Origin of the sequence: Massilia sp. CFBP9012 (assembly GCF_034045115.1) — a bacterium.
Taxonomy (GTDB): Bacteria; Pseudomonadota; Gammaproteobacteria; order Burkholderiales; family Burkholderiaceae_D; genus Telluria.
Genome location: NZ_JAXCWM010000018.1, coordinates 26,609 through 48,259 on the forward strand (window position 1 = coordinate 26,609; position 21,651 = coordinate 48,259).

The window sequence follows — 21,651 nt, forward strand, 5'->3', positions numbered from 1 at the left end:
GGGATGTGTCGGGAATGGAGGTTCTTGCAATGTACTGTACCCGGCCCGGGCCCGGATACACTGGCATACAAAAGTGGTCGGCGGTTGAGATATAAAGGCAGCACTGCTACTCTTGAAACAGACTCCCTGCCAGGTGCCGACCATGGAACATACCGACCATATCCTGATCGTCGACGACGACCTCGAGATCCGCGAACTGCTCGCCAGCTACCTGGAAAAACAGGGCATGCGCGCGTCCACTGCAGCCAACGGCCGCCAGATGCGCGCGCTGATGGAACAGCACCAGTTCGACCTGGTGATCCTGGACCTGATGCTGCCGGGCGAGGACGGCCTGACCCTGTGTCGCGACCTGCGCGCCGGCAAATGGCGCGCCTTGCCGATCCTGATGCTGACCGCGCGCGACGAAGAGACCGACCGCGTGGTGGGCCTCGAGATGGGCGCCGACGACTACCTGACCAAGCCGTTCGCCGTGCGTGAGCTGTTCGCCCGCATCCGCTCGGTGCTGCGCCGCGCGCGCATGCTGCCGCCGAACTTCGAGGTCAAGGAGCCGGGCCAGTTCCTGGCGTTCGGCGGCTGGCGGCTCGACACCGTCGGCCGCCACCTGCTCGATGCCGAGGGCACGATGGTGGCCCTGAGCGGCGCCGAATACCGCCTGCTGCGGGTGTTCCTGGATCATCCGCAGCGCGTGCTGTCGCGCGACCAGCTGCTGAACCTGACCCAGGGCCGCGACGCCGACCTGTTCGACCGCTCGATCGACCTGCTGGTCAGCCGCCTGCGCCAGCGCTTGCGGGACGATGCGCGCGAGCCGCGCTACCTCAAGACCCTGCGCAGCGAAGGCTATGTGTTTTCGTGCGCGGTCGAGGTGGCGGACGGCCAGGCATGAGCGCTCCCCTGTTGCGCTGGCCGCGCACGCTGTTCGTGCGCCTGGTGCTGATCCTGTCGCTCGGCCTGGCGCTCGCGCATGCGCTGTCCTATGTCCTGATCATGAGCGAGCGGCGCGAAGCCACGGTGGGCCTGATGCTCGGCTACCTGGAGCAGGACGTCGCCAGCTCGGTGGCCCTGCTCGACCGCCTGCCGGCCGCCGAGCGCGCCGCCTGGCTACCGCGCCTGGAGCGGCGCACCTACAGCTTTTCACTTGGCCCCGGCGACCTTGGCCACCTGCCCGACACGGCGCATGCGCGCCGCATCGCCGAGGCCTTCATGGATGCCATCGGCAAGCAGTACCAGGTCACCGCGCGGGCGGTGCCGGGCCATCCGAACCGGGTGCAGGCGACCGTGATCCTGAGCGACGGCACGCCGCTGACGATCGACATGCGTCCGGCCGGCCTGCCGGTGTCGAACTGGCTGCCCGCCGTGCTGCTCGGCCAGCTGGTCCTGCTGGCGGCCTTCACCTGGGCCGGCGTGCGGCTCGCAACCCGGCCCCTGGCCCGCCTGGCCGACGCCGCCGACAATCTCGGGCCCGACCTCAAGTCCGCGCCGCTGCCCGAATCCGGCCCCCACGAAGTCTCGCGAGCGGCGCGCGCCTTCAATGCGATGCAGGCGCGCATCGCCAGCTACATGACCGAACGCACCCAGATATTGGCCGCGATCTCGCACGACCTGCAGACGCCGATCACCCGCATGCGCATGCGCGCCGACATGCTCGAAGACGGCGTCCAGCGCGACAAGATGAACCGCGACCTGCGCGAGATGGAGGCGCTGGTCAAGGACGGCGTGGCCTATGCGCGCACCCTGCACGGCACGCTGGAAGCGCCGTGCCGCATCGATGCCGATGCGATGCTGTGCAGCCTGGTCGGCGATTACCAGGACGCGGGACGCGCGGTGACCCTGCGCGGCAAAGCCGGCACTTCCATGGCAACCCGTCCCCACGCACTCAAGCGCATCCTTGGCAACCTGGTCGACAATGGTCTCAAGTATGGGGGCGCGGTCGAAGTCAGTGTCGGGCAGGCTGCAGCGGGCGAGCTCGCGATCCTGGTGCGCGATTTCGGCCCCGGCATTCCCGCGGAAGAGCTGGAGAAGGTCTTCGAACCGTTCTACCGCCTGGAGGCCTCGCGCAACCGCGATACCGGCGGCACCGGGCTCGGCCTGGCGATCGCGCGCCAGTTGGCGGCCACGCTGGGCGGCACCTTGGCACTGGCGAACCACCCCGAAGGCGGGCTGGAAGCCAGGCTGGTGATGCGCGACCTGGCCTAAAGCCTATCCCTGGCCGGCGGCGAGCGGCACGGCCAGCCGCACCGTCGTGCCGCGGCCGGCGACGCTGTCGACGGTGAGCTGCCCGCCGATCTGCGCCGCGCGCTCGCGCATCCCGACCAGGCCCCAGTGCCCATCGCGCCTGCCGGCCTGCAGCACCGCCTCCGCGATGCCGCGGCCGTCATCGGCCACCTCCAGCGCCAGCCGGCGCCGGCCATACGTCAGGCGCACGTCGATGCGCGTCGCGCCGGCGTGGCGGAAGGCATTGCGCATCGCCTCGCGCGCGATCTCGGCGACTTCCTCGGCCAGCGCCGGCGCCAGCCGCGCTGCGCTGCCGTCGACCTCGAAGCCGGCCACGACCCCGGGATGGTCTTCCTGCAGCCTGCGCAGCGCGTCGTCGATCACGCACTCCAGGGTGACGTTGTCGCTCATGCGCAGCTCCTGCAAGCGGTCGCGGCCCTCGGCAATGGCCTGGTCGGCTTCGTCCAGCACCTGTTCTAGCCTGGTGCGGGCCCGGTCGCCATCGGGCATGGCGCGCACCACGGTGTCCAGGCGCAGGGCCAGCGCCTCGACCGTCTGCAGGAAGGAATCGTGCAAGGTGCGGGCGATGCGTTCGCGCTCGGCGGTGCGCATCCGCAGACGCTCGGCCACCCGCCGGGTCAGGTGGCGCACGCGGTAGCGGTACAAAGAATAGCCCAGCGCCAGCGCCGCCAGCGCGCACGCGAGCTGGAACGGACGGCTTTCGAACAGGGACGGCGCGATCTCCAGCTCGAGCGACGCGGTATTGGCGCTGGCCACCCCGTCCTCGTTGCGCGCGCGCACCTGGAAGCGGTATGCGCCCGGCGCCACATTGGTGTACCAGGCAGCGCGCCGGTTGCCGGCGTCCTGCCAGTCGCGGTCGACGCCGTCCAGGCGGTACTGGAAACGCAGCCCTTCCGGACTGCGAAGGCCGAGCGCGGTGAACTCGATGCCAAACTCATTCGATCCCGCCGGCAGGGACAGCGGGCCAGCAGCGCCAACGGCCACGCCGCCGGCCTCGGCGCCAAGGATCGCGACCCGCGGCGCGTGCCCATTGCGCGACGATGGCGTGTTGTCGATGCTGACCACGCCGCCATCTGTCACCAGCCAGATACGCCCTCCTCCATCGGCCACCGCCGTGGGCATGCGGATCTCGGTCATCGCCTTCCCGGTGTAGCCGTCCTGCACGCCGAACAGCCGGTAGCGCAGCGGCAGGCCGGGGTCGGCCATGCTGCGCCGCCAATCCTGCGCGCGCACGTGCACTGCGCCACCCGCACCATTGAGCCAGCGGTCGCCCTCGGGCGTGACGTACATGCCGGTGACGTTGCGCAGCGCGTCCGGATCCGGGGCGCGCAAGAGCTGCACCCGGCCGTCCTTGAGCACGCCCATGCCGCGCGCGCCGCTGATCGTGATGTCGCCTTCGGCGAAGATGCGTGACGCCATGCCGACCGCGGACGCATCGTACACCTGCCTGACGCCGTCATCGTAGAAGACCAGCTCACCGTCGGCCAGGCCCAGCCACTGCTGGCCAGGTTTGGCGCCAGCCGTCGAGACGCCGATCTTGGGCGGCAGCGGAAAGGCGCTGCGCGGCAGCCACTTGCCATCGATCAGTCCCATCAGGCCGGTCGGGGCGGAGAATATCCACAACACCTTGCCGTCATGACCCAGGCCGGCAAGGCGCAACGCGGCCGGCTTGCCATCCGGTCCCGGTGGAAAAGGTATGCGTTCGACCGCGCCGCGATAGCGCACCTCGATGCCATGCGTTCCGGCCAGCATCAGCGCGCCCCGGTGGTCATTGGCGACCATCGTCGCATGCTGCCCGCGCTCGACCTGCGGTGCGCGGCCGGGCGCCATGCGCCACAAGGCGCCATTGCTGCGGTCGGCGGCCCAGACCACGCCATCGGTATCGCGCGCCAGGGTGTAGTAGTAGCCCGCCCCCGACAGGGGCGAGCGATGTACCCGCTGCTCGCGAAAGCGGTCCAGGCCATGCTGGGTCGCGACCCAGACATTGCCTTCAAGGTCTTCGAGGATGTATTCAGGATCGTCGCCCGACAAAGGTGGAGAAGCGACGACTTCGCCCTTGCCCTGTGCAGCGTCGAAGGCGGTATCCGGCAGCGTGCCGGCGCCATAGCGCAGGCGCAGTTCACGACCAGCGCCGAGCGACCACAGCGTGCCATCCCGGTCGAACAGCGCCGCGGGTCGTGCTTCGGCGCGATTGAACCCTTCCGGTGGCGGCAGCACGTGGCCATCCGGTGCACCAGGCAGCAGCGACATCCTGCCCCCGTTCGCCAGCCACAGGCGGCCGTCGGGCGACATCGCGAAGAACCCGCCATGCATGGCAACGCGCACGAAGCAGCCACGCTGGCGATCCAGGCGCCAGGCGCCTTCACGGTCCGACACCCACATCTGGCCATACTGGTCGACCAGCATATTGTGTACGCCGCCCACCTCCGGCACGCCATCGAACGGGACCGCCTGCCAATGCTGGCCGTCGAAACGGTGCACGCCGCGCTCCGCGCCGGCCCAGATGCTGCCGTCGGCGTCGATCGCCGTGGACAGGATGAGGCCGAGCGGCTGCTCGGCGTCAGGCAAGTCTTCCAGGCGGCCGTCCGGATGCAGCATCGACATGCCCGTGCTGGCATAGGTGATCGTCAGCCTGCCGTCGCGCTCCGCGCCCAGCGCGTAGATGCGATCGCGCGCCAGCATGCCGCGCCGCGGCAGTTCCACGCGTGTAAAACGCACGCCGTCGAAGCGGTACAAGCCATCATTGGTACCGAGCCATAGCCAGCCATCGGGCGTCTGCGCCATCGACATGATCCGTGACGGCGCGCCCTCGAGCGCGGTCCAGCGGGTGTGATGGATATTGGCCAGGCCGACCTCACGGTCCAGCGCCCAGGCAGGCAGGCCGGATGACAACAGGCACAGGGCCCAGAAGCTGTTCAACAGGAGTGACGGCAAGGAGAGGCGGGACATGGCTGCTGGATGACTCCTACTTGCGGTAGCAGAATTTAATACCAGAAATATACCCCATGCGTGGATATGCTGAGCAAGTATTGAACGACAACTTCGCGACATCGCCTCGCTACGATGCCGGTTCGCTCACCACCTGGAGTCCAACATGTTCCGCCTTCGTACCGTCCTTTCCTGCGCCAGCCTTGCTCTCGCTGCGGCCAGCACACCGGCAGCGTCGCCCGCCGATGCCGGCCCTGCTCTGGCGCCCCTCGCGCAGGCCCATACCTTCGCCCAGGTACGCCAGGGAGAACGGGTCCACACCCTGCTGGCATTGACGCTGGGCGCCGGCAAGCTCACCGCCATCGACCTGAGCGCGGCCAGCGGCCTGTATAGCCCGGACGCCTTCGACGTCGTCAAACGCTTCGACGCCGCCGCCCTCGACGGCCTGGCGCGGCAGGCGCGCGGAACCGTCAACCATCCGCTCGAGCGCCTGCTCGGCGTGGGACCGCGCGGCCTGGCCCACATCGCCGCCGGCACCAACTACCCGGCGCACGGCGAAGAAGTCGGCATGCACGAGGCCTTCCTGTTTCCCAAGCTGTCGGCGACCGGCGGCCCGCGCTCCACCGTCGCCGCCGCCCCCGGCGCCCTGCTGGACTACGAGGTCGAAGTCTGCGCGCGCTTCGACCGCGAACTGCGCTCGGGCGCCGATTTCGACGCCGCCCGCAAGGGCTTCTTCCTGTGCGGCGATTTCTCGGACCGCGCCACGCTGGTGCGCAATATCGACCTGCGCAATCCCGCCTCCGGCGACGGCTTCGCCGACGCCAAGAGCGGGCCGGACCGCTTCCCCACCGGCGCCCTGCTGGTGGTGCCGCGCGACTGGAAGGCCTTCCTGCAGGACGTCACCATCGCGACCCACGTCGATGGCCGCCAGCGCCAGCAGGCGAATGCGGGCGACATGATCAAGGACCTGCGCGCGATCGTGACCGAGACGCTGGACGGGGCGGAAAGCCGCACCTGGTCGTATGCAGGCAGCCGCATCCCGATGGTCGCACGAAAGGCGATCGGCACCGAGAGCGCTGTGCTGACCGGCACCGGCGACGGCGTGGTGTTCCAGGAGCCCGAGCCGGCCGTGATCAGGGCGGTGATGGGCGCAAAGGACCGCGCCGCGCAACTGGCGCAGATCGAGCGCTACCTGGCCGGCGAGGCCGCCAGGCGCATCTATCTGCAGCCGGGCAACCGGGTACGCCATTCCAGCAACTACCTTGGCTGGATCGACGCCACCGTCGTCGCGGCCGGTGCGCCGACCAGGTAAGCCACCGTGCCAACGACATTTCATCGACACGCCTGCCGCATAGTGCAGGCATTCAATCAGCGACCACCGACAGGACCATCCATGAAGCCCTTCTTTCTCTTTGCTACCCTTCTCGCCGTCTCCAGCCTCGCCAGCGCCCAGCAACCGCCGCGCTGGGGCCTGGGCGTCGGCGCCGCCGTCTCGGATTCGGTGTATGCCGGCGAAGGCACGCGCGTCACGCCCTTCCCGCTCGTGACCTACCAGGGCGAACGCTTCTACTGGCGCGGCATCGGCGGCGGCGCCCACCTCGTCAAACGCGGCGGCTTCGCGCTCGACGCAACCTTGTCGGCTCGTTTCGACGGCATCGACAGGGACGACTTCGGCGGGCCTGAACTGGCCGAGCGCGGCATCGACCGCGCCTTGCTGGAAGACCGCGACGACGCCTTCGACCTGGGCCTGGCCGCCAGCTGGCGCGGCGCCATGGGCCAGGTCGACCTGGGCATCAAGGGCGACATCACCAGCACCAGCAAGGGTTACGAGGCCAGCCTGACCTATGGGTATCCGGTCCAGTGGGGCGCCACGCGCATCACACCGAACGTCGGCGTCTCGCACCTGTCGAAGAAGCTCGCCAATTACTACTACGGCACCTTGCCCGAGGAAGTCGCGCGCGGCGTGGCCAGCTACCAGCCGGGCAGCGCGGCGGTGGCCCGCATCGGCGTCGACGTGATGCGCCCGTTCGCCGGCAACTGGGTCTTCATCGGCAACGTCGCCTACCGCAAGCTGCCGACGAAGCTGTCGGACAGCCCGCTGGTGGAGAAGGACAAGGACGGCTCGGTGTCGGCCTTCATCGGCTTCAGCCGCGGTTTCTAAGATTTTGGTGCGATACTGCTCCGGCCCTTTCAACCGACCTCGTTGCGCCCCATGATCAAGCAGCCCCTGAGCATACTCATCATCGAAGACAACGCCGGCCTGGCGGCGAACATCTACGACTACCTGGAAGCCTGCGGCCACCATCCCGACGCGGCGCCGGATGGCGAATCCGGCCTGGGGCTGCTGGCCATCAACCGCTACGACGCCATCGTCCTCGACTGGATGATGCCGCGCATGGACGGCATGACGATGCTGGGGCGGCTGCGCCAGGACATGAAGTCGCGCATACCGGTGATCGTCCTCACCGCGAAGGACCAGCTCGAGCACAAGCTGCACGGCTTCCTGACCGGGGCCGACGACTACGTGGTCAAGCCGGTGGCGCTGGCGGAGCTGGAAATCCGCCTGCGCGTGCTGGTGCAGCGCACGCGCGGCGCAGTGGCCGAATCGCAGGTGCTGGAGGTGGCCGACCTGCGCTTCGACCTCGGCACGCTCGAAGTGAGCCGCGCCGGCAAGGTGCTGTCGATGACGCCGGTGCGGCGCCAGCTGCTCGAACTCCTGATGCGCCGCTCGCCCGCGCTGGTGCGGCGCGAGGAACTCGAAACCCTGATCTGGAAGGACGACGTGCCCGACAACGACGTCCTGCGCTCGCATATGCACATGCTGCGCAAGGCGGTCGACGGCGATGCGCCGCGCAAGCTGCTCAAGACGATCGCGGGCAGCGGCTATCGGCTGGGGCTATCGGATGAATAAGCGCAGCCGCGGCATGTCCAGCCTGCAGCGCAAGATCAGCGCGGTGTTCGTCCTGTTCTTCCTGGTGATGGCGCTGGGCCTGACCATCCAGGGCAACCTGAGCCAGCACCTGATCGTGCATCCCCTGTGGGAGGAACTACTGGAATCGAGCACCGCCCGGATGCTCGCGGACGGCAGGCCGGCGCCCGCCGCGAAGCCGTCGCCGACGGGCCTGATCCGCGGCTGGCGCCTGGGCGCAGGGCCGATTCCGGCCGACATGCCGCCCTATTTCGCCCAGCTGCAGCCCGGCTACTACGACGAAGAGCGGATGGACAGTCATGAGTCGGATCTTAGCCATGCGGTGCTTGTGACGCCGGTCGGCGACGGAGAACGCATCGTGATGGCGGTCGACATCACCGACCTGGAGAACTACCAGAACAATATGGCCCTGGTCAGCGTGCTGATCGCGGTGCTGAGCGGCGCGATGATCGCCGGCTCGATCGCCTGGGTCTACCGCAGCCTGCGGCGGCCGATGGGGGTGCTGGCAGAGCGGATGGAAGAACTCGATCCCGAGCAGCCGTCGCAGCGCCTGGCGACCGACTTCGCCCTGAGCGAACTGCACGACATCGCCGTCCTCGTCAACGGCCACCTGGAACGGGTCGAACGCTTCATCGAGCGCGAACGCAGCCTGCTCGACCAGGCCAGCCACGAATTCCGCACGCCGATCGCCGTCATTGCCGGCGCCGTCGACGTGCTCAAGCTGCACGAGCTGCCGCCGGCCGCCGAGGCCCCGCTGGCGCGCATCGAGTCGACCGCCGAGAACCTCACCGAGATCATGTCGGCGCTGCTGTTCCTGTCGCGCGAGGACGGCAAGGCGCCGCTGGAAACCACACGACTGGATGCGCTGGTGCTGACGCTGATCGACGACCACCGGCATCTACTGGAGGGCAAGGATGCGCACTTCGTCGTCGACATGTTGGAGCCCCTGACGGTGAACAGCCCGGAAGCGATCGCGCGCATCGTGGTGGGCAATCTGCTGCGTAACGCGGCCGAGAACAGCTACCAGGGCGCCATCCGCGTGCGGCTGACGGAAGGTCGTCTCTCCATCCAGGACAGCGGCGCAGGTTTTGACACGGTCGCCGCCGCGCGGCGCTACACGCAGGCGCTGCGCAAGTCGGCCAAGCAGGGTGGCGGCCAGGGCCTGGGATTGTTCCTGACGCGCCGGGTGTGCGAGCGCTTCGGCTGGACCTTGACGATCTCGTCCAACCCCGCGCACGGCACGCTGGCGGAGATGACGTTCACTTAGAGGACAACGCTCAGTCGTCTTCCTTGATCTCGTCTGCCTTCTCCTGGATCTTCTCGCCGGCGCGTTCCACCGACTTGCCGACTTCCTCGGTGGCGCGATCCAGGCCGCGGCTGGCTTCCTCGGTCGCGTCCTTGACCTTGTCGCGCGCCTCGTCGACCGCGTCGTCGACCCGGGCCAGTTCGTCCTTCATCGAATCGGTCACCTTGGCGCTGGCTTCGTCCATCGCCTTGCCGATGCGTTCCGCCGGGCCGGCGCCATCCTCGTCGCGGCTGCAGCCTGCCAGCGCCATGAGCATCACCGGCACCAGCAGCGCCTTGGTCATGGTTGCCTTCATTCTCTACTCCTTGCGGTTTTCTCAACGCCGTCCATGATACACGGGGCCATCGGGCGTGGATGTACTTACAGGATCAGCCACCGCGCTTCGGGTCGGCCAGCGGATGACTGCGCCGGCGCCGCTCCTCGCGTGTGCAGGCGGCGGCTGCGGCATTGAGCGCATCCTGCACCTTGCGCAGCTGCTCTTTGCTGGCGCGCGTCTTGCGCAGCGCGATCAATTCGTCCTGCGCCTGTTTCGGCTTGCATTCCTTCGCCAACGTGACCGCCTCCTCCATGCGGCGCTCGATGCGCGCCTGGGTCGGCTTGGTCAGCATCCAGGCCAGCCATAGCAGGCCAAGCGCGATCAGCCACCAGCGCAGGCGGATCGGCTTGCGCGCCGGCGCGGTGGGCTGGGGCGCAGCGCTTGGGCGAATCGGTGGCGGCGCTGGCGGCCTGGGTGGCGGTGGCGGTGGAGGTTGCGATGGCGATGGCGGTGGCGGAATTGGCGCCGCAGGAACCGGGACAGGCGGCGGCGGCGGGACCACGACCGGCTCCGGCCGTTTCACCAAGGCTGGCGCCGGGGGCACGACCGGCGCGGCGACGGGTCGCTGCGCCGTGCCGCACCACGGGCAGAAATCGACCCGGCGCGGAAAGGCGCGTCCGCAGCCGACGTTCACGCAGCGGTGCAGGATCTGGGCTTGCTCCATGTTCAATCCTGGTCCGGATCCGGCACGCTGTCGTCGGGATCGGGTATGCCCTCATCCCGCGTCCGGCCAAGCACGATTGCCAATTCCGGCAACTCTCCCACCGTGCTCCACTTGCCGATCTTCGGATGCCAGCGCATGTCCCAGGCGCGGGTGGCATGATCGATCTCGCCGCGCGCGGCCTGTTCCGCGATCTCGTCGACCGTGAACGGCCCACGTTGGGCGCCGCCGAGGAAGAGCTTGAAACGCGGTGACGTCGTTGGCAGTGGCGGGGGCGCTACGTGGGCCGACCGTGGCACGAGGGCCTGCTCCGCCGCCGCCTCATCCGCCAGCAGAGCGGGCAGGATCACGCGCTTGTCGACCGCGCGCTCGACTTCCCAGCTGTAGGCGTCCTGACTCGAGCCGGGAACGGCCTCGGTCCAGCGTTCGACATGGCCGAGCAAAGCTTCGATGCGTGCCGGCCCCACCGCCGGATCGGCTGCCTGCGCGCGCCGGATCCAGCTGTCGTACAGGCGGCGCGCGGTGATGTTCGGCAGCGAAGGCGATGGCAGCTGGGCGCCGGTCTCGTCGACTTCCAGGCGCGGTTCATACACGCGCAGCTGGTAGTAGCGCATCAGCGCCGCCAGCAGGCCAAGGCGCTGCGGGCCGAGCTTGGCCAGGCGCGCCTGGACGGCCGCAACGATCCCCTCGCGATAATAGGGCGGCAGGCCGTTGGAGCGGATCGCGAATTCGTTGCCTACCTGGAGCCATTCGCCGGACCCCGCTTCGACCTCGAACAGGTACTGGCCGCGCGGCTGGAAGGCCGCCTCGCGGTCGCCCAGCTCCGGTTTGCGCCGGATGACGCCCAGCGCGATCGCCTGCAAGTACCACTCGTAATCGTCGGCCAGCCGTCCCAGCTCGTCCATCGACGGCGAGATCGGATGACGAAAACGTGTGGCGTCGAAATGCAGGTGGGTCGGAATCTTCGGGTTCTCGATCTGGTACGAGGCGCGCCAGGTCGGCAGGCCGCGCAGCACCGTCATCGGATAGCCGGACAGCTCGATATAGCACACCGCCCTGCCGCTCACGCCGGTGTTGACGATCGACACCAGCTCGCCATGGAAGTAGCCGGTCGGCACGGCGGCGCGGATCTCGGCCTCCATGCGCCGCCACGCGATCGGATCGCCCACGCCGATGAAGCACTTGAACTGGTCGGCATTCGGCGTGAACTCGGCCGAGAAGCGCGCATTCACCCACGGCATCGCGCTGCGGATCCACTCGGCGAAAATGCGCTGGCGCTCCTGCGGCGACAGGCTCGATAGCCGTTCGAGCAGCGGATCGGCGCTCTCCTGCTGTTCCAGATCCTGGCTGGACAGCTGCAACTGCGCGCGGCGGAACAGCTTGAGCAGCAGCTCGGCGCGCAGGCGTTCGTCGCCCAACTGCGGGAACAGGCGCGCCGAACCGCCGAATTCGAGCAGCACTTCCTCGCTCCAGATGCTGGTGTCGCCGCTCAAGCGCACGGGCGCCGGGGTCGTATCAAAGCCGAGCTTGATCGTGGTCGCATGTTCCTGGCGCGCGTCGGCGCGCAGCTGCATGATGCGCTGGTCCACCGCTCCGAGCATCGCCTGCACGGCGCGCCGGCCTTCCTGGAACTCGCCGGCGATGCCGCTCCACTGCGCATGCCCCTGTTCATCGGTCGATTGCGGATCGCCCAGCCAGCCGGACAGGGAGCGCATCACCTCGATCGACTGGCCGGCCGCCACCGCGAGCAGGTGGAAGCGCAGGTAGTCGGCCAGATCGCGCTTGAGGTGGCCCATCACTTCGCGCGCCTGCGGCTCCTTGCCGAACAGGCGTCCGGCGGCCTGGCCCAGGTTGTTCAGCGACTCCTCGACCTGGCGCGTGCGCAGCGCGTCGCGGATGTCGCGGTAGCGCCGGCCATTGCGTTCGGCATGGGCCAGGTCGCGCTGCGACAGGCGCGCCTTGACCTGCTCCAGCAGCGACAGCACGAATTCCAGACCGCCCTGTCGGCGGTCGTCGAGCAGGGCGTACAGGCGCTCGCGCACCCTGCCCTTCAGGCGGTTCGACAGCTCGCCGGTATGGCGCTTGATGCGGTCCTCGCTCGTCTCGGCGGTGGCGCCGGCCTCGCGGATCGCGTCGCGTTCGAGCTGCGGCAGCAGTTCGGACACCTTTTCGCGCCACAGCTTGATGTCGTAGGACGCCATGATGCGGTCCATCTCGAGCTGGACCCGGCTTTCCACGCGCTCGAGGAGCGAGCGGCCATCGCGGTCCTGCAGCAGCGCGGTCGTCAGCGCGTACTCGGTGAACGGCGTGACGTCTACCGAACCCTTGCGCAGGTCGGGGAACTCGTCGAACGGCCGCTCGGTCATCTCCATCTGCTCGCGCATGAAGGCATCGCGCTCGGCGTCGCCGGCGCGCCGCGCCGCATTGTTCCCACTTGCGCCATCGGCGCCGGCAAGACCGAAAAACGCCTTCACCATCAGCGCCGCCAGCTCATAGGCGCGGATGTCTTCATGCAGGCTTTGCTGGGTGTCGAGCACCGACTGGCCGAAGCTCGAATACACCTTCGAGTACGACAGCCGCATGTCGCCGAAGCGCGCCTCGGGCACGCGCGGGTTGTACGGTCCCAGCTTGTGCTGCTGCTGGTTGACCGCCACCGAGCGCTTGCGGTTGGCGAAATCGGCCGAGGCGAAGTCTTCGAACAGCGTGTCGGCCACCATCTGGTAGACGTCCTTGACGTCGAGCGTGGCCTTGTTGGCCAGGTTGGCGGTGTCGACGAAATACACATCGTCGTAGGGCGCGCCGCGGCCCGCGATGCTGTCCGGCTCCGCCCACGCCACACTGGCGTTCATGTCGCGCATCGCCGTCTCGAGTTCCATCAGGGTGGCGTAGGCATTGGCCTCGGTGCGCTCCTTGTTGGCCTTGGCGAAACCGGACGGCATCAACAACACCAGGTCGACCTGGCTGTCGGACACTTCCTGGCGCGCGATCGCCTTCGACAGCCAGCCCAGGTCGAGCACGCTGCCGGCGCCGGTGCCGCCGGCGGCGGAGGCGATGACCACGATGCGGAACTTGGAGGTGTCGACCTGCAGCCCGAGGCGCTGGTAATTCTCCTTGCGCTCGATGCCGGCATTGCTGCTCAGGTAGTTCAGCGCGCCCTTGATGCGGCCGCGCAGCTTCGGATACTTGTCGAACAGGTAGAGCCGCGCCAGCGCGCGGATCTGGCCCGCGCCTTTCGACGGATCGATGCCGAGCGAGCGCAGCTTCTTGGGCCGCAGCGGCATCCAGCTTTCGATCAGCGGAAAGCGCGCCAGGCTGTCGTCGGACTCGTGGTATTGCGGCAGGTCGAGCGGCTCGACCAGGCGTTCTTCGTCGGTCAGGCGCACCAGTTCGTACCAGGGATCGGTGCGCTGCGACTTGCCCTCGTCGATGACGGCATTGTTATCGAGGTCGAAGTGCAGGAAGCGCGCCACCGGGAAGTCGGCGATCGATTCGACCCGGGTCGGATGGCGCCGGTTCCAGACCGCCGACAGGATGCGGCGCCGGATGCGCATCATGACTTCCATGCCGGTGCCGCCGGCGCCGATGAACAGCGTCGGCCGCAGGTCGACCTTCAGTTCGGCCGGGCGGGCGTTGACGCTTGATGGGTTCGGGAATTCTGCCATGGTGTAAAAACTCCCTCTTTTTAACGACGGCCGATGAACAGCGAGGCGACCAGCGCTACCAGGCCCACCGCCACCAGCGGACCGGTGACGGCGAAGGTCAGGAAACGGCTGGCATTGATGATGGCCAGCACCGCCGCCGCCGACAGGAAGCCGAGGCCGACGAACAGCAGCCAGCCCGCATTGCCGGCCGAGGAAGGCGCCACGCGCTTCCTCACCAGATGGTGCACATAGGCGCCGCGCGCGAAGAAGTAGACGCTGATCAGGATCAGGAACACGATGCCGCCGATCGCCAGGTCGCGGTCCGAGGTGTCGGCGACAGGCAGCGTGTGCGGATCGACCGGCATCACCTCGACCGGGCGGGTGGCGGTGTCGGGCAAGGTCCGTGGCAGCGAGTCCTGCGGCGAAGCCGACTCCTCCGGCAGCTTGAAGCCTGGATCGGCGGGCGATGGAGCATCGGTCGGTGGTTGGGTTGCCTGCATGGCGTTTTCCTTTCTTGTCTTTAGCGGCCCAGCCGCACTTGCGCGCCTTCGCGCACATCGATCAGCCGATGGCCGAACAGCGTTGTTTTCAGTTGCGCGACCTGTTCGCCATGGCGGTCATGGATCGCCTGTGTGGTGCCGGCGCGGCCGCGCATAGTGCGCATCTCCTCGTCCACCGTCACCTGCACCTTGCGCGGCCGTGCCCAGGCCCAGGCGGCGGCCGCGAGCAGCGCCAGGAGCGCGAGCAAGGCGCCGACCAGCGCCAGCAGCGGCCCCATGCCGTAATGGACGCGCACCTCCACCGGCAGCACCGCCGTCGACGCCTGCACCCGCGCCGGCGGGATGAAGATGTCCGGCAGCGGATCGCCCGGGAACAGCGCCGCCATGCGCTGGCGGAAAGCCTGCGACAGCGCCAGCTCCTGGTCGGCCAGGTGCAGCTCGATCCGGCCCGGCAGCACGTAGGCGGAACCTGCGGACTTGAGCGCGGCCAGCGACCATTTATCGGGAATCTGCGCCACCGGCAGCGCCATGCTGGAGCCCAGCGGCGCCGGCTGGCCGGGCGCCAGCGCGCGCACGCGCTGGGTATCGAGCGCGATCGGGCGGCTCTCGCCGGCCAGCAGCGAGCGCGCGCTCAGGGTGGCGGAGCTGATCGTGTACGGATACATCGTGTTTTCCAGGTTCCATTCGATGCGCGCCTGCGGCGTGCGCGCATCGGGAGCGACGTCGGCGCGCAGCACGCCGCGCGCATCCGAGGCGAACGAGACGCCGGGCGCATTGACGACGCGCCGCGGCGCCAGCCGCACGGTGTCGCGGTCGAGTGGCTTGAGGCGCGCTGGCGGCTCGGTGATCACCCGGGCGATGCGTCCGGAAGCCAGCAGCGCATCGAGCGCGGCCGCGCCTTGCGGCCCGACGGCGAAGGCGTATACCATCAAGCCGTTCGCGCTGTAATGCTTGCCCGCTACCGGCATACGCAGCGGGAAGGCCAGCGCCTTCGCGATCGCGTCGCCGCCGTGGATCAGCGCATAGAATTCGCGGTTGCGGGTGGCCGTGGCCTGGTCGTTATTGGGGCTGTTGCGGTTGTTCGTCACCAGCCAGACGATGCCCGGCCTGCCCTTGAGCACCTGGCCGGTTGCGGCGCGTACCGCTTCGCCAAGATCGGTGTCGGCCAGCGCGGCGCCTCCCGGCTTGCGCGCCGTGTCCAGGCTGGCGATGGCCTGCGCCACGCGCGCGCGCACCGGTTCCTCGCCCGCCTTGAACGACAGCAGCGCGCGCGGCGACGGCGCCCCCTCCCCGGCCTGGTTGAAGCTCGCCAGCACCAGCGCGTCTCCCGGCTGGACCACGCTGCCCGCCAGCGCCGCCACCAGCGGCTTGAAGGGCGACTTGGGATCGCTGTAGAACGGCTCCATCCAGCCCGAGTTCTGCACCAAAAAAACATGTGGGATGGGCTGTGAAGCGGCTTGCGCGCACAGCGACACGCCGGCCAGCAGGGCCGCCGCCAGTGGACGTGCGATCGTCTTCATCATCGTCGTGATCACAACGGCTCGTCCAGGCGCCAGCCGCGCATCTGGTTCCAGTCCGGATGGTGCAGCCACAGGCAGCCGCCCGCCACCACCGGCACGCACTCGAGCGGACGGGAAAGGCGCGCGATCTCGTCCAGGATCACGTTGCGGCGCCCGATCCATTCGACGGTGGTACGCGGGATGATGCGTGCGTTGTCGCCGGTCCCCAACGCTTCTTCGGCGCGGAAGTTCGCCTTGTGCAAGCGCAGCACCAGGCCGCTCGGCTGGCTGCGGTTATTGTTAAAGCTGCGCAGCAGCGGCAGCACCAGCGTGTCGTCATGGTGCGGGTCTTCGACGTGCTCGTTCGACCACGGCTCGTCCAGCACCGGATGCCCGCGCCGGAACAGGAAGTTGGCGAAGCCCAGGCGCGCGCCGTCGATCGCCATGCGCGCCGGCAGGTGGTCGAAGCCGGCGCCGAGTTCGAGGTAGGAGTAACCCTGGCCATCGTGCCCGATCTGCCACAGGCGGCCGTCGCGGCCCTGGGTCGGCCCGCCGAAGTCCAGGCGCGGTTGCCAGTGCAGCGGCCATGGTGCAAATTGCGGCGCCTCGCCCGGGCGCCAGGTGAGCTGGCCCTGCGCGTGCAGCCAGAACAGGCGGCCGTCGTAGCCGAGCGGACGGCTCCAGCCGGCGGCCGGCGCATCGGGGCAGGCATATTCCTGCACTTCATCGAGGTCCAGGCGCATGCTCCACAGGCGCACGCCTTCGCTGCCTCCCGCGAGGCAGGCCAGGTGGCGCCGCATGAGGCCGGGCGCGGCCACGATGGGCGCGGCCAGCACGCTCTCGGTGCGGTAGGTTTCACTGACCGGGTCGATCCAGAGCCGCTGCAGGCCGTCCAGGCCGGGGACCACGCCGGCCTCGCCGCGGCGCGCATCCAGCGCCGGGATCCAGGCGTGGCTGGACGCGGTGAACACCAGGCTGGCGGCGCCCGCTTCTGGCGTGAGCACATGCCAGCTGGCGCCCAGCGGATCCCAGTACTGCAGCACGCCGCGGGTGTGGGCCAGCGCCAGCAGGCGTTCGCCGGGAAAGCCGAAGCCGGCGGCGGCGAACACCGAACAGGCATTGGGCGGCGCAGGCATGGTCAGGTCGCAGCGGCCCGGCGTCGGCGCCGCCGGCCGTTCTTCGAGGCTGTCGCCGAGCGGTAGCGACGTGACCGGCAAGCCGTGCGGCACGTGGCGCGGCAGCATGTCGTCCCCACCCGGTCCCCACCACCCGCGCGCTCGCGCGGCGGCGCCACCCAGGCGCAATAGCGGACGTCCGCAACGCGGGCAATAGGCGAAACCTTCGGGATAGATCGGAGAACAGCGGCAATCGAGGGGCAGCGAGGCGCCGAGCACGTGGGCGACGTCGGGCAGGCGCTGGCGCGCGCGCCCGTGCCAGTCAACCGGGCCCAGGCCCTCGCTGGCGAGCAGGGCGAATTCGCCGCTTGTCTCGTCTTCCTGCCAGATGCTGGCAGGCGTTTCCCATCTGTATGCCATTGCTGCCTTTCGCTCTGCCAAATAATTTTTCGAAACACTACCCGCAGGCCGCGTCATTGCTGTTGCTCAAATGATAGCTCCGTGAACTGGCGCGCGGCGCGCCGTTCACGAGGTAGCGTCGCGCGATCCCGGACGCATCAATAATCGAACTCATCGCGTGCCCCGGCGGGGAACTTTCGGCAGACATACGTATAATGGCCGCCTGCCTTTCCACCTCTTCAGCCCTTCCGATTCCGCCATGACCGCTGCCGATCCACACGCCGACCTCCCTTCGCATGCCGTCGATGCCGCCACCAGGCATCTAGCCGACGTGCTGACGATCGCGCTCGAACACGGTCCCGCGCAGCGCGCGCTGGTGGTGTACGACACCCGCACCGGCCTTTCGCGCGCGCTGCTCGAAGGCTACCGGCGCAACCTGCCGGATGCGACCTTCGTCGACTTCGACGGCGTGACGCCGGAAGCGGTACTGGCGGCGTTCGGCACGATGGTGGCGGGCGAGCTGGTGGTGCTGCTGCAGTCGTCGAACTTCCGCCTCGACGGCTTTCGCATGCGGGTCGAGCTGTTCAAGCGCGACCTGAAAGTGATCGAGCACGTGCACCTGTCGCGCATGCCGGGCATCCAGGGCGAGCACTACATCGACGCCCTGGCCTACGACCCCGCCTACTTCCGCGGCACCGGCCGCGCGCTCAAGGAGCGCATCGACCGCGCGCCGCATGGCCGCGTGGTCGGCGGCGGCGAGACGCTCACCTTCGCCTCGCCGTTCGAGCCGGCCAAATTGAATATCGGCGACTACAGCGACATGAAGAACGTCGGCGGCCAGTTTCCGATCGGCGAAGTGTTCACCGAAGCGCTGGACCTCGAAGCGGTGCACGGCCGGGTGCAGATCCACGTGTTCGGCGACACCAGCTACCGCTCGAACCACCCGGACCTGCCGGTGACCCTGGTGATCGAGGCCGGCCGCGTGGTAGGCACCGAGAACGCGACGCCGGCCTTCCAGCAGGTGCTGGACAATATCCGGCTTGAGGAAGGCGAAGTCTGGGTGCGCGAGCTGGGCTTCGGCCTGAACCGCGCCTTCACGCGCGAGCTGCGGGTCGACGACATCGGCACCTACGAGCGCATGTGCGGCATCCACCTGTCGCTCGGCGCCAAGCATGGCGTGTATCCGAAACCCGGCTTCAAGCGCAAGGATGCGCGCTACCACATCGACGTGTTCGCGGTGACCGATGCGGTTTACCTGGGCGAGGAACGGGTGTACGCGGACGGTCGCTGGCTGGCCTGATGTCGGCCTGATGCCGGCCCGGCGCGGCACGATCGCGTGGTATGATGGCTTATTGTAAAACGGGAGCCCATCATGCCGGACTCGCTATCGAGTCATGTGAGGGAAATCCAGGCCATCGCCGCCGTTCCGAGGATGCTGGAAACCGTTGCCGCGCTTACCGGCCTGCGCTTCGTCTGCATCGCCCACGTCACCGCCGACAGCTGGACCGCCTGCGCAGTCCATGACGGCCTGGGATTCGGCCTTGTCCCCGGCGCGACGCTCGACGTCACCACCACGCTGTGCGAGGAAGTGCGCGATTCCCGGCAGGCGGTCGTCATCGACAGCGTGCGCGACAGCGAGTGCTACCGCGACCACCACACCCCCCGCATCTACGGATTCCAGAGCTATTTTTCGATTCCCATCTTTCGCCCCGACGGCTTTTATTTCGGCACCTTGTGCGGTCTCGATCCGGAACCGGCCCGGCTGAGCGAGGGCCCTACCATCCCGACCCTGACCCTGTTTGCCGAACTGGTGTCGCGCCAGCTCGAAACGGAGCGCTCGCTGAGCGCGGCGCGCACCGCGCTGTTGTCCGAACGCGACACCGCGGAGCTGCGCGAACAGTTCATCGCGGTGCTGGGCCACGACCTGCGCACGCCGCTCTCGGCGATCCTCACCGGCGCCGAACTGCTGGCGCGGCGCCACGATGACCCAATGACCCGCCAGCTGGTGGAACGGATGCGCAGCAGCGCGCTGCGCATGTCCGGGCTGGTGGATAACGTGGTCGATTTCACGCGCGGGCGCATGGGTTCGGGACTGGCGCTCGACCTGGCCCGCCATGCCGACGTCGACCGGGTGCTGGAACAGGTGATCGACGAACTGCGCAGCGTATATCCCGGTCGCGCCATCGCCAGCAGCATCGCGCGCGGCCTGACCTTGCGCTGCGATCCCCAGCGCCTGGCGCAACTGCTGTCGAACCTTCTCAAGAATGCGCTGGTGCACGGCGCCGAAGGGTCTCCGATCGAGGTACGCGTCGACATCGACGACAGCCGTTTTTTGCTGGAAGTGCGCAACGAGGGGCCTGAGCTGAGCCCCGACGTCATGGCGCAACTGTTCAAACCCTACTGGCGCGCCCGCTCGCGCAGCAAGGACGACGGCCTGGGACTGGGCCTGTACATCGTCGACCAGATCGCGCAAGGCCATGGCGGCACGATCGGCGTGCGCTCCGGCGCGAACGGCACCACCTTCACCTTCAGCATGCCGGCCGCATAAAATCCATACGGCGCTTGCCCGCCTTGGCCGGCATCTCCATACTATTGGCCATTTGTCCACATCGTATGGAGAGCACATGTCCGTCGAAGTGCCTGTAGCACCGCGTTCGCGTTTCTTCCTGATCGCCGCCCTGGCGATGCCTTTCGCCCATGCCGACGACGCCGCCATCGCCCGCGTCGAAGCCGGCCTGCGCCCGGCCATCGCGCTTGCGAATGCGCCGGTCAAGACCGAAAGCCTGCAGGAGGCGATGACGCGCCTGAAGGTGCCGGGCGTGAGCGTGGCCGTGATCCACGACGGCAAGGTGGCCTGGAGCCGCGGCTACGGCGTGGCCTGGGCCGGCGGGCCGGCGGTCACGCCGGACACCCTGTTCCAGTCTGCCTCGCTCAGCAAGCCGGTGTCCGCAATGGCGGCGCTGCGCATGGTTGAACAGGGAAAGCTGCAGCTCGACGCCGGCATCGACAACGCGCTCACCAGCTGGAAGCTGCCATCCAAACTTGGCCAGCCTAGCGTGCGCCAGCTGCTGTCGCACACTGGCGGCACGACCGTCTCAGGTTTCCCCGGTTACGCGGGAGGCAAAAGCGTGCCGACGCTGGTGCAGGTGCTGGACGGCGCCTGGGCCGCCAATACCAAGGCGGTCAAGGTCGACACGACGCCGGGCGCCAAATGGCGCTACTCAGGCGGCGGTTATACCGTGCTGCAGCAGGCCATGATCGACCGCGCCGGCAAGCCGTTCGACGCCCTGATGCAGGAATCGGTGCTGGCGCCGCTGGGCATGCGCGAGAGCACCTTCGCCCAGCCGCTCCCGGCGGCATTGCAGGCCAGGGCAGCACGCCCTCACGATGACGAGGGCAAGCCATTGCGTGGCGGCGCCTACACCCACCCCGAGCAGGCCGCGGCCGGCCTGTGGACCACGCCGAGCGACTTGGCGAAGTTCGTCATCGCGGTACAGCAAGGCGCGGCGGGCGCCGACAACGGCGTGCTGTCGCCGGCCATGACTCGCACCATGCTGACCCCGGTGATGAGTGACTACGCGCTGGGCCTGGGTATCGGTGAAAAAGGCAAGCGCTTCGCCCATGGCGGCAGCAATATGGGATTCAAGGCGTTCATGATCGGCTGGGTCGAAGGCGGCGACGGCGCGGTGATCCTCACCAACGGCGACAATGGCGGCGAACTGGCGGACGCCCTGACGCGCGCCATCGCCCATGAATACAAATGGGCCGGCAACCAGACCCGCCTGCGCACGACGGTCGAACTGGCACCGCAGGACAGGCAGGCCCTGGTCGGCAAATACCGGATCGAAGGCTTGGGCACCTTCGAGATCGCCGAGCGCGAGGGCCAGCTGATGGTCAGCAACCGCGACATGCCATGGGAGCCGCTGTATGCCGAATCCGACAAGCTGCTGTTCATGGTGTCGCGCCCGATCGAGCTGCATCGCCTTGACGCCGACAGCGGCGTGTCCGTGCTGGGCACGTCGTCGCGACCGTATAAACGCGTAGGCAGCCGGTAGTAAACACGCATATTTCAGGATTTTTACAAATCCCCTGAGCAGTTGATTGATATCAGGATTAGAATTCTTT

The 21,651-nt window shown here is 68.3% G+C and carries 16 protein-coding genes; 9 read left to right on the plus strand and 7 right to left on the minus strand.

Going from position 1 to position 21,651, the window contains the following annotated elements; genetic code table 11:
• The first annotated feature begins 142 nt into the window (after positions 1–142).
• Complete coding sequence (locus tag SOM61_RS23915; protein WP_320476457.1) at positions 143–883, plus strand: response regulator; 741 nt, start codon at positions 143–145, stop codon at positions 881–883.
• Entirely contained in the window at positions 880–2,193 is a 1,314-nt protein-coding gene (locus SOM61_RS23920) for an ATP-binding protein (protein WP_320476397.1), read from the plus strand. Before SOM61_RS23915 ends, SOM61_RS23920 begins: the two co-directional genes overlap by 4 nt.
• 3 nt (positions 2,194–2,196) lie before the next feature.
• Here the strand turns inward: SOM61_RS23920 and SOM61_RS23925 are convergent, their stop codons facing one another.
• Positions 2,197–5,181, minus strand: a complete 2,985-nt coding sequence (locus SOM61_RS23925; RefSeq protein ID WP_320476398.1) for a sensor histidine kinase — start codon at positions 5,179–5,181, stop codon at positions 2,197–2,199.
• Positions 5,182–5,326: 145 nt separating this feature from the next.
• On the opposite strand from SOM61_RS23925, the gene SOM61_RS23930 reads away from it, so the two are divergent.
• From SOM61_RS23930 to SOM61_RS23945, 4 genes are all read left to right on the plus strand, one after another.
• Complete coding sequence (locus tag SOM61_RS23930) at positions 5,327–6,472, plus strand: fumarylacetoacetate hydrolase family protein (protein WP_320476399.1); 1,146 nt, start codon at positions 5,327–5,329, stop codon at positions 6,470–6,472.
• Positions 6,473–6,553: 81 nt separating this feature from the next.
• Positions 6,554–7,321: a MipA/OmpV family protein gene (locus tag SOM61_RS23935; protein ID WP_320476400.1), complete on the plus strand. Its 768-nt coding sequence runs from the start codon at positions 6,554–6,556 to the stop codon at positions 7,319–7,321.
• A 51-nt stretch (positions 7,322–7,372) separates the two neighbouring features.
• Positions 7,373–8,071, plus strand: a complete 699-nt coding sequence (locus SOM61_RS23940; protein ID WP_320476401.1) for a response regulator transcription factor — start codon at positions 7,373–7,375, stop codon at positions 8,069–8,071.
• A complete protein-coding gene (locus tag SOM61_RS23945; RefSeq protein WP_320476402.1) occupies positions 8,064–9,356 on the plus strand; it encodes a sensor histidine kinase in 1,293 nt (430 codons plus the stop codon). Before SOM61_RS23940 ends, SOM61_RS23945 begins: the two co-directional genes overlap by 8 nt.
• Positions 9,357–9,366: 10 nt before the next feature.
• On the opposite strand, the gene SOM61_RS23950 is transcribed toward SOM61_RS23945, so the two are convergent.
• From SOM61_RS23950 to SOM61_RS23975, 6 genes are all read right to left on the minus strand, one after another.
• A complete protein-coding gene (locus tag SOM61_RS23950) occupies positions 9,367–9,690 on the minus strand; it encodes a hypothetical protein (protein ID WP_147936034.1) in 324 nt (107 codons plus the stop codon).
• Between the two features lie 73 nt (positions 9,691–9,763).
• Positions 9,764–10,375 carry a hypothetical protein gene (locus SOM61_RS23955; protein WP_320476403.1) on the minus strand — a complete coding sequence of 204 codons (612 nt, stop codon included), beginning with the start codon at positions 10,373–10,375 and terminating at the stop codon, positions 9,764–9,766.
• A gap of 2 nt (positions 10,376–10,377) precedes the next feature.
• Positions 10,378–14,034, minus strand: coding sequence for a tubulin-like doman-containing protein (locus SOM61_RS23960; protein WP_320476404.1), 3,657 nt, complete (start codon positions 14,032–14,034; stop codon positions 10,378–10,380).
• 20 nt (positions 14,035–14,054) lie between these two features.
• The gene (locus SOM61_RS23965) at positions 14,055–14,513 is read right to left on the minus strand and encodes a hypothetical protein (protein ID WP_320476405.1); all 459 of its coding nucleotides are present in this window, start codon (positions 14,511–14,513) and stop codon (positions 14,055–14,057) included.
• A 20-nt stretch (positions 14,514–14,533) separates the two neighbouring features.
• On the minus strand, positions 14,534–16,048 hold the full coding sequence (locus SOM61_RS23970) for a hypothetical protein (RefSeq protein WP_320476406.1): 1,515 nt from the start codon (positions 16,046–16,048) through the stop codon (positions 14,534–14,536).
• A complete protein-coding gene (locus tag SOM61_RS23975) occupies positions 16,045–17,547 on the minus strand; it encodes a hypothetical protein (protein WP_320476407.1) in 1,503 nt (500 codons plus the stop codon). The genes SOM61_RS23970 and SOM61_RS23975 overlap by 4 nt, the downstream gene beginning before the upstream one ends.
• Positions 17,548–17,785: 238 nt before the next feature.
• On the opposite strand from SOM61_RS23975, the gene SOM61_RS23980 reads away from it, so the two are divergent.
• The 3 genes from SOM61_RS23980 to SOM61_RS23990 all read left to right on the plus strand — a co-directional run bounded on the left by SOM61_RS23980 (position 17,786) and on the right by SOM61_RS23990 (position 21,581).
• Positions 17,786–18,826: a hypothetical protein gene (locus SOM61_RS23980; RefSeq protein WP_320476408.1), complete on the plus strand. Its 1,041-nt coding sequence runs from the start codon at positions 17,786–17,788 to the stop codon at positions 18,824–18,826.
• Positions 18,827–18,898: 72 nt separating this feature from the next.
• The gene (locus tag SOM61_RS23985) at positions 18,899–20,074 is read left to right on the plus strand and encodes a GAF domain-containing sensor histidine kinase (protein WP_320476409.1); all 1,176 of its coding nucleotides are present in this window, start codon (positions 18,899–18,901) and stop codon (positions 20,072–20,074) included.
• Positions 20,075–20,150: 76 nt separating this feature from the next.
• Positions 20,151–21,581, plus strand: a complete 1,431-nt coding sequence (locus tag SOM61_RS23990) for a serine hydrolase domain-containing protein (protein WP_320476410.1) — start codon at positions 20,151–20,153, stop codon at positions 21,579–21,581.
• The last annotated feature ends 70 nt before the right edge of the window (positions 21,582–21,651 follow it).

What these genes read in the sequence shown, in the direction of transcription:
- SOM61_RS23930 (WP_320476399.1), top strand. Translation starts at nt 5,327, where the DNA reads ATGTTCCGCCTTCGTACCGTCCTTTCCTGCGCCAGCCTTGCTCTCGCT.
- SOM61_RS23915 (WP_320476457.1), top strand. Translation starts at nt 143, where the DNA reads ATGGAACATACCGACCATATCCTGATCGTCGACGACGACCTCGAGATC.
- SOM61_RS23985 (WP_320476409.1), top strand. Translation starts at nt 18,899, where the DNA reads ATGCCGGACTCGCTATCGAGTCATGTGAGGGAAATCCAGGCCATCGCC.
- SOM61_RS23935 (WP_320476400.1), top strand. Translation starts at nt 6,554, where the DNA reads ATGAAGCCCTTCTTTCTCTTTGCTACCCTTCTCGCCGTCTCCAGCCTC.
- SOM61_RS23980 (WP_320476408.1), top strand. Translation starts at nt 17,786, where the DNA reads ATGACCGCTGCCGATCCACACGCCGACCTCCCTTCGCATGCCGTCGAT.
- SOM61_RS23950 (WP_147936034.1), bottom strand. Translation starts at nt 9,690, where the DNA reads ATGAAGGCAACCATGACCAAGGCGCTGCTGGTGCCGGTGATGCTCATG.
- SOM61_RS23990 (WP_320476410.1), top strand. Translation starts at nt 20,151, where the DNA reads ATGTCCGTCGAAGTGCCTGTAGCACCGCGTTCGCGTTTCTTCCTGATC.
- SOM61_RS23955 (WP_320476403.1), bottom strand. Translation starts at nt 10,375, where the DNA reads ATGGAGCAAGCCCAGATCCTGCACCGCTGCGTGAACGTCGGCTGCGGA.
- SOM61_RS23945 (WP_320476402.1), top strand. Translation starts at nt 8,064, where the DNA reads ATGAATAAGCGCAGCCGCGGCATGTCCAGCCTGCAGCGCAAGATCAGC.
- SOM61_RS23940 (WP_320476401.1), top strand. Translation starts at nt 7,373, where the DNA reads ATGATCAAGCAGCCCCTGAGCATACTCATCATCGAAGACAACGCCGGC.
- SOM61_RS23960 (WP_320476404.1), bottom strand. Translation starts at nt 14,034, where the DNA reads ATGGCAGAATTCCCGAACCCATCAAGCGTCAACGCCCGCCCGGCCGAA.
- SOM61_RS23965 (WP_320476405.1), bottom strand. Translation starts at nt 14,513, where the DNA reads ATGCAGGCAACCCAACCACCGACCGATGCTCCATCGCCCGCCGATCCA.
- SOM61_RS23975 (WP_320476407.1), bottom strand. Translation starts at nt 17,547, where the DNA reads ATGGCATACAGATGGGAAACGCCTGCCAGCATCTGGCAGGAAGACGAG.
- SOM61_RS23920 (WP_320476397.1), top strand. Translation starts at nt 880, where the DNA reads ATGAGCGCTCCCCTGTTGCGCTGGCCGCGCACGCTGTTCGTGCGCCTG.
- SOM61_RS23925 (WP_320476398.1), bottom strand. Translation starts at nt 5,181, where the DNA reads ATGTCCCGCCTCTCCTTGCCGTCACTCCTGTTGAACAGCTTCTGGGCC.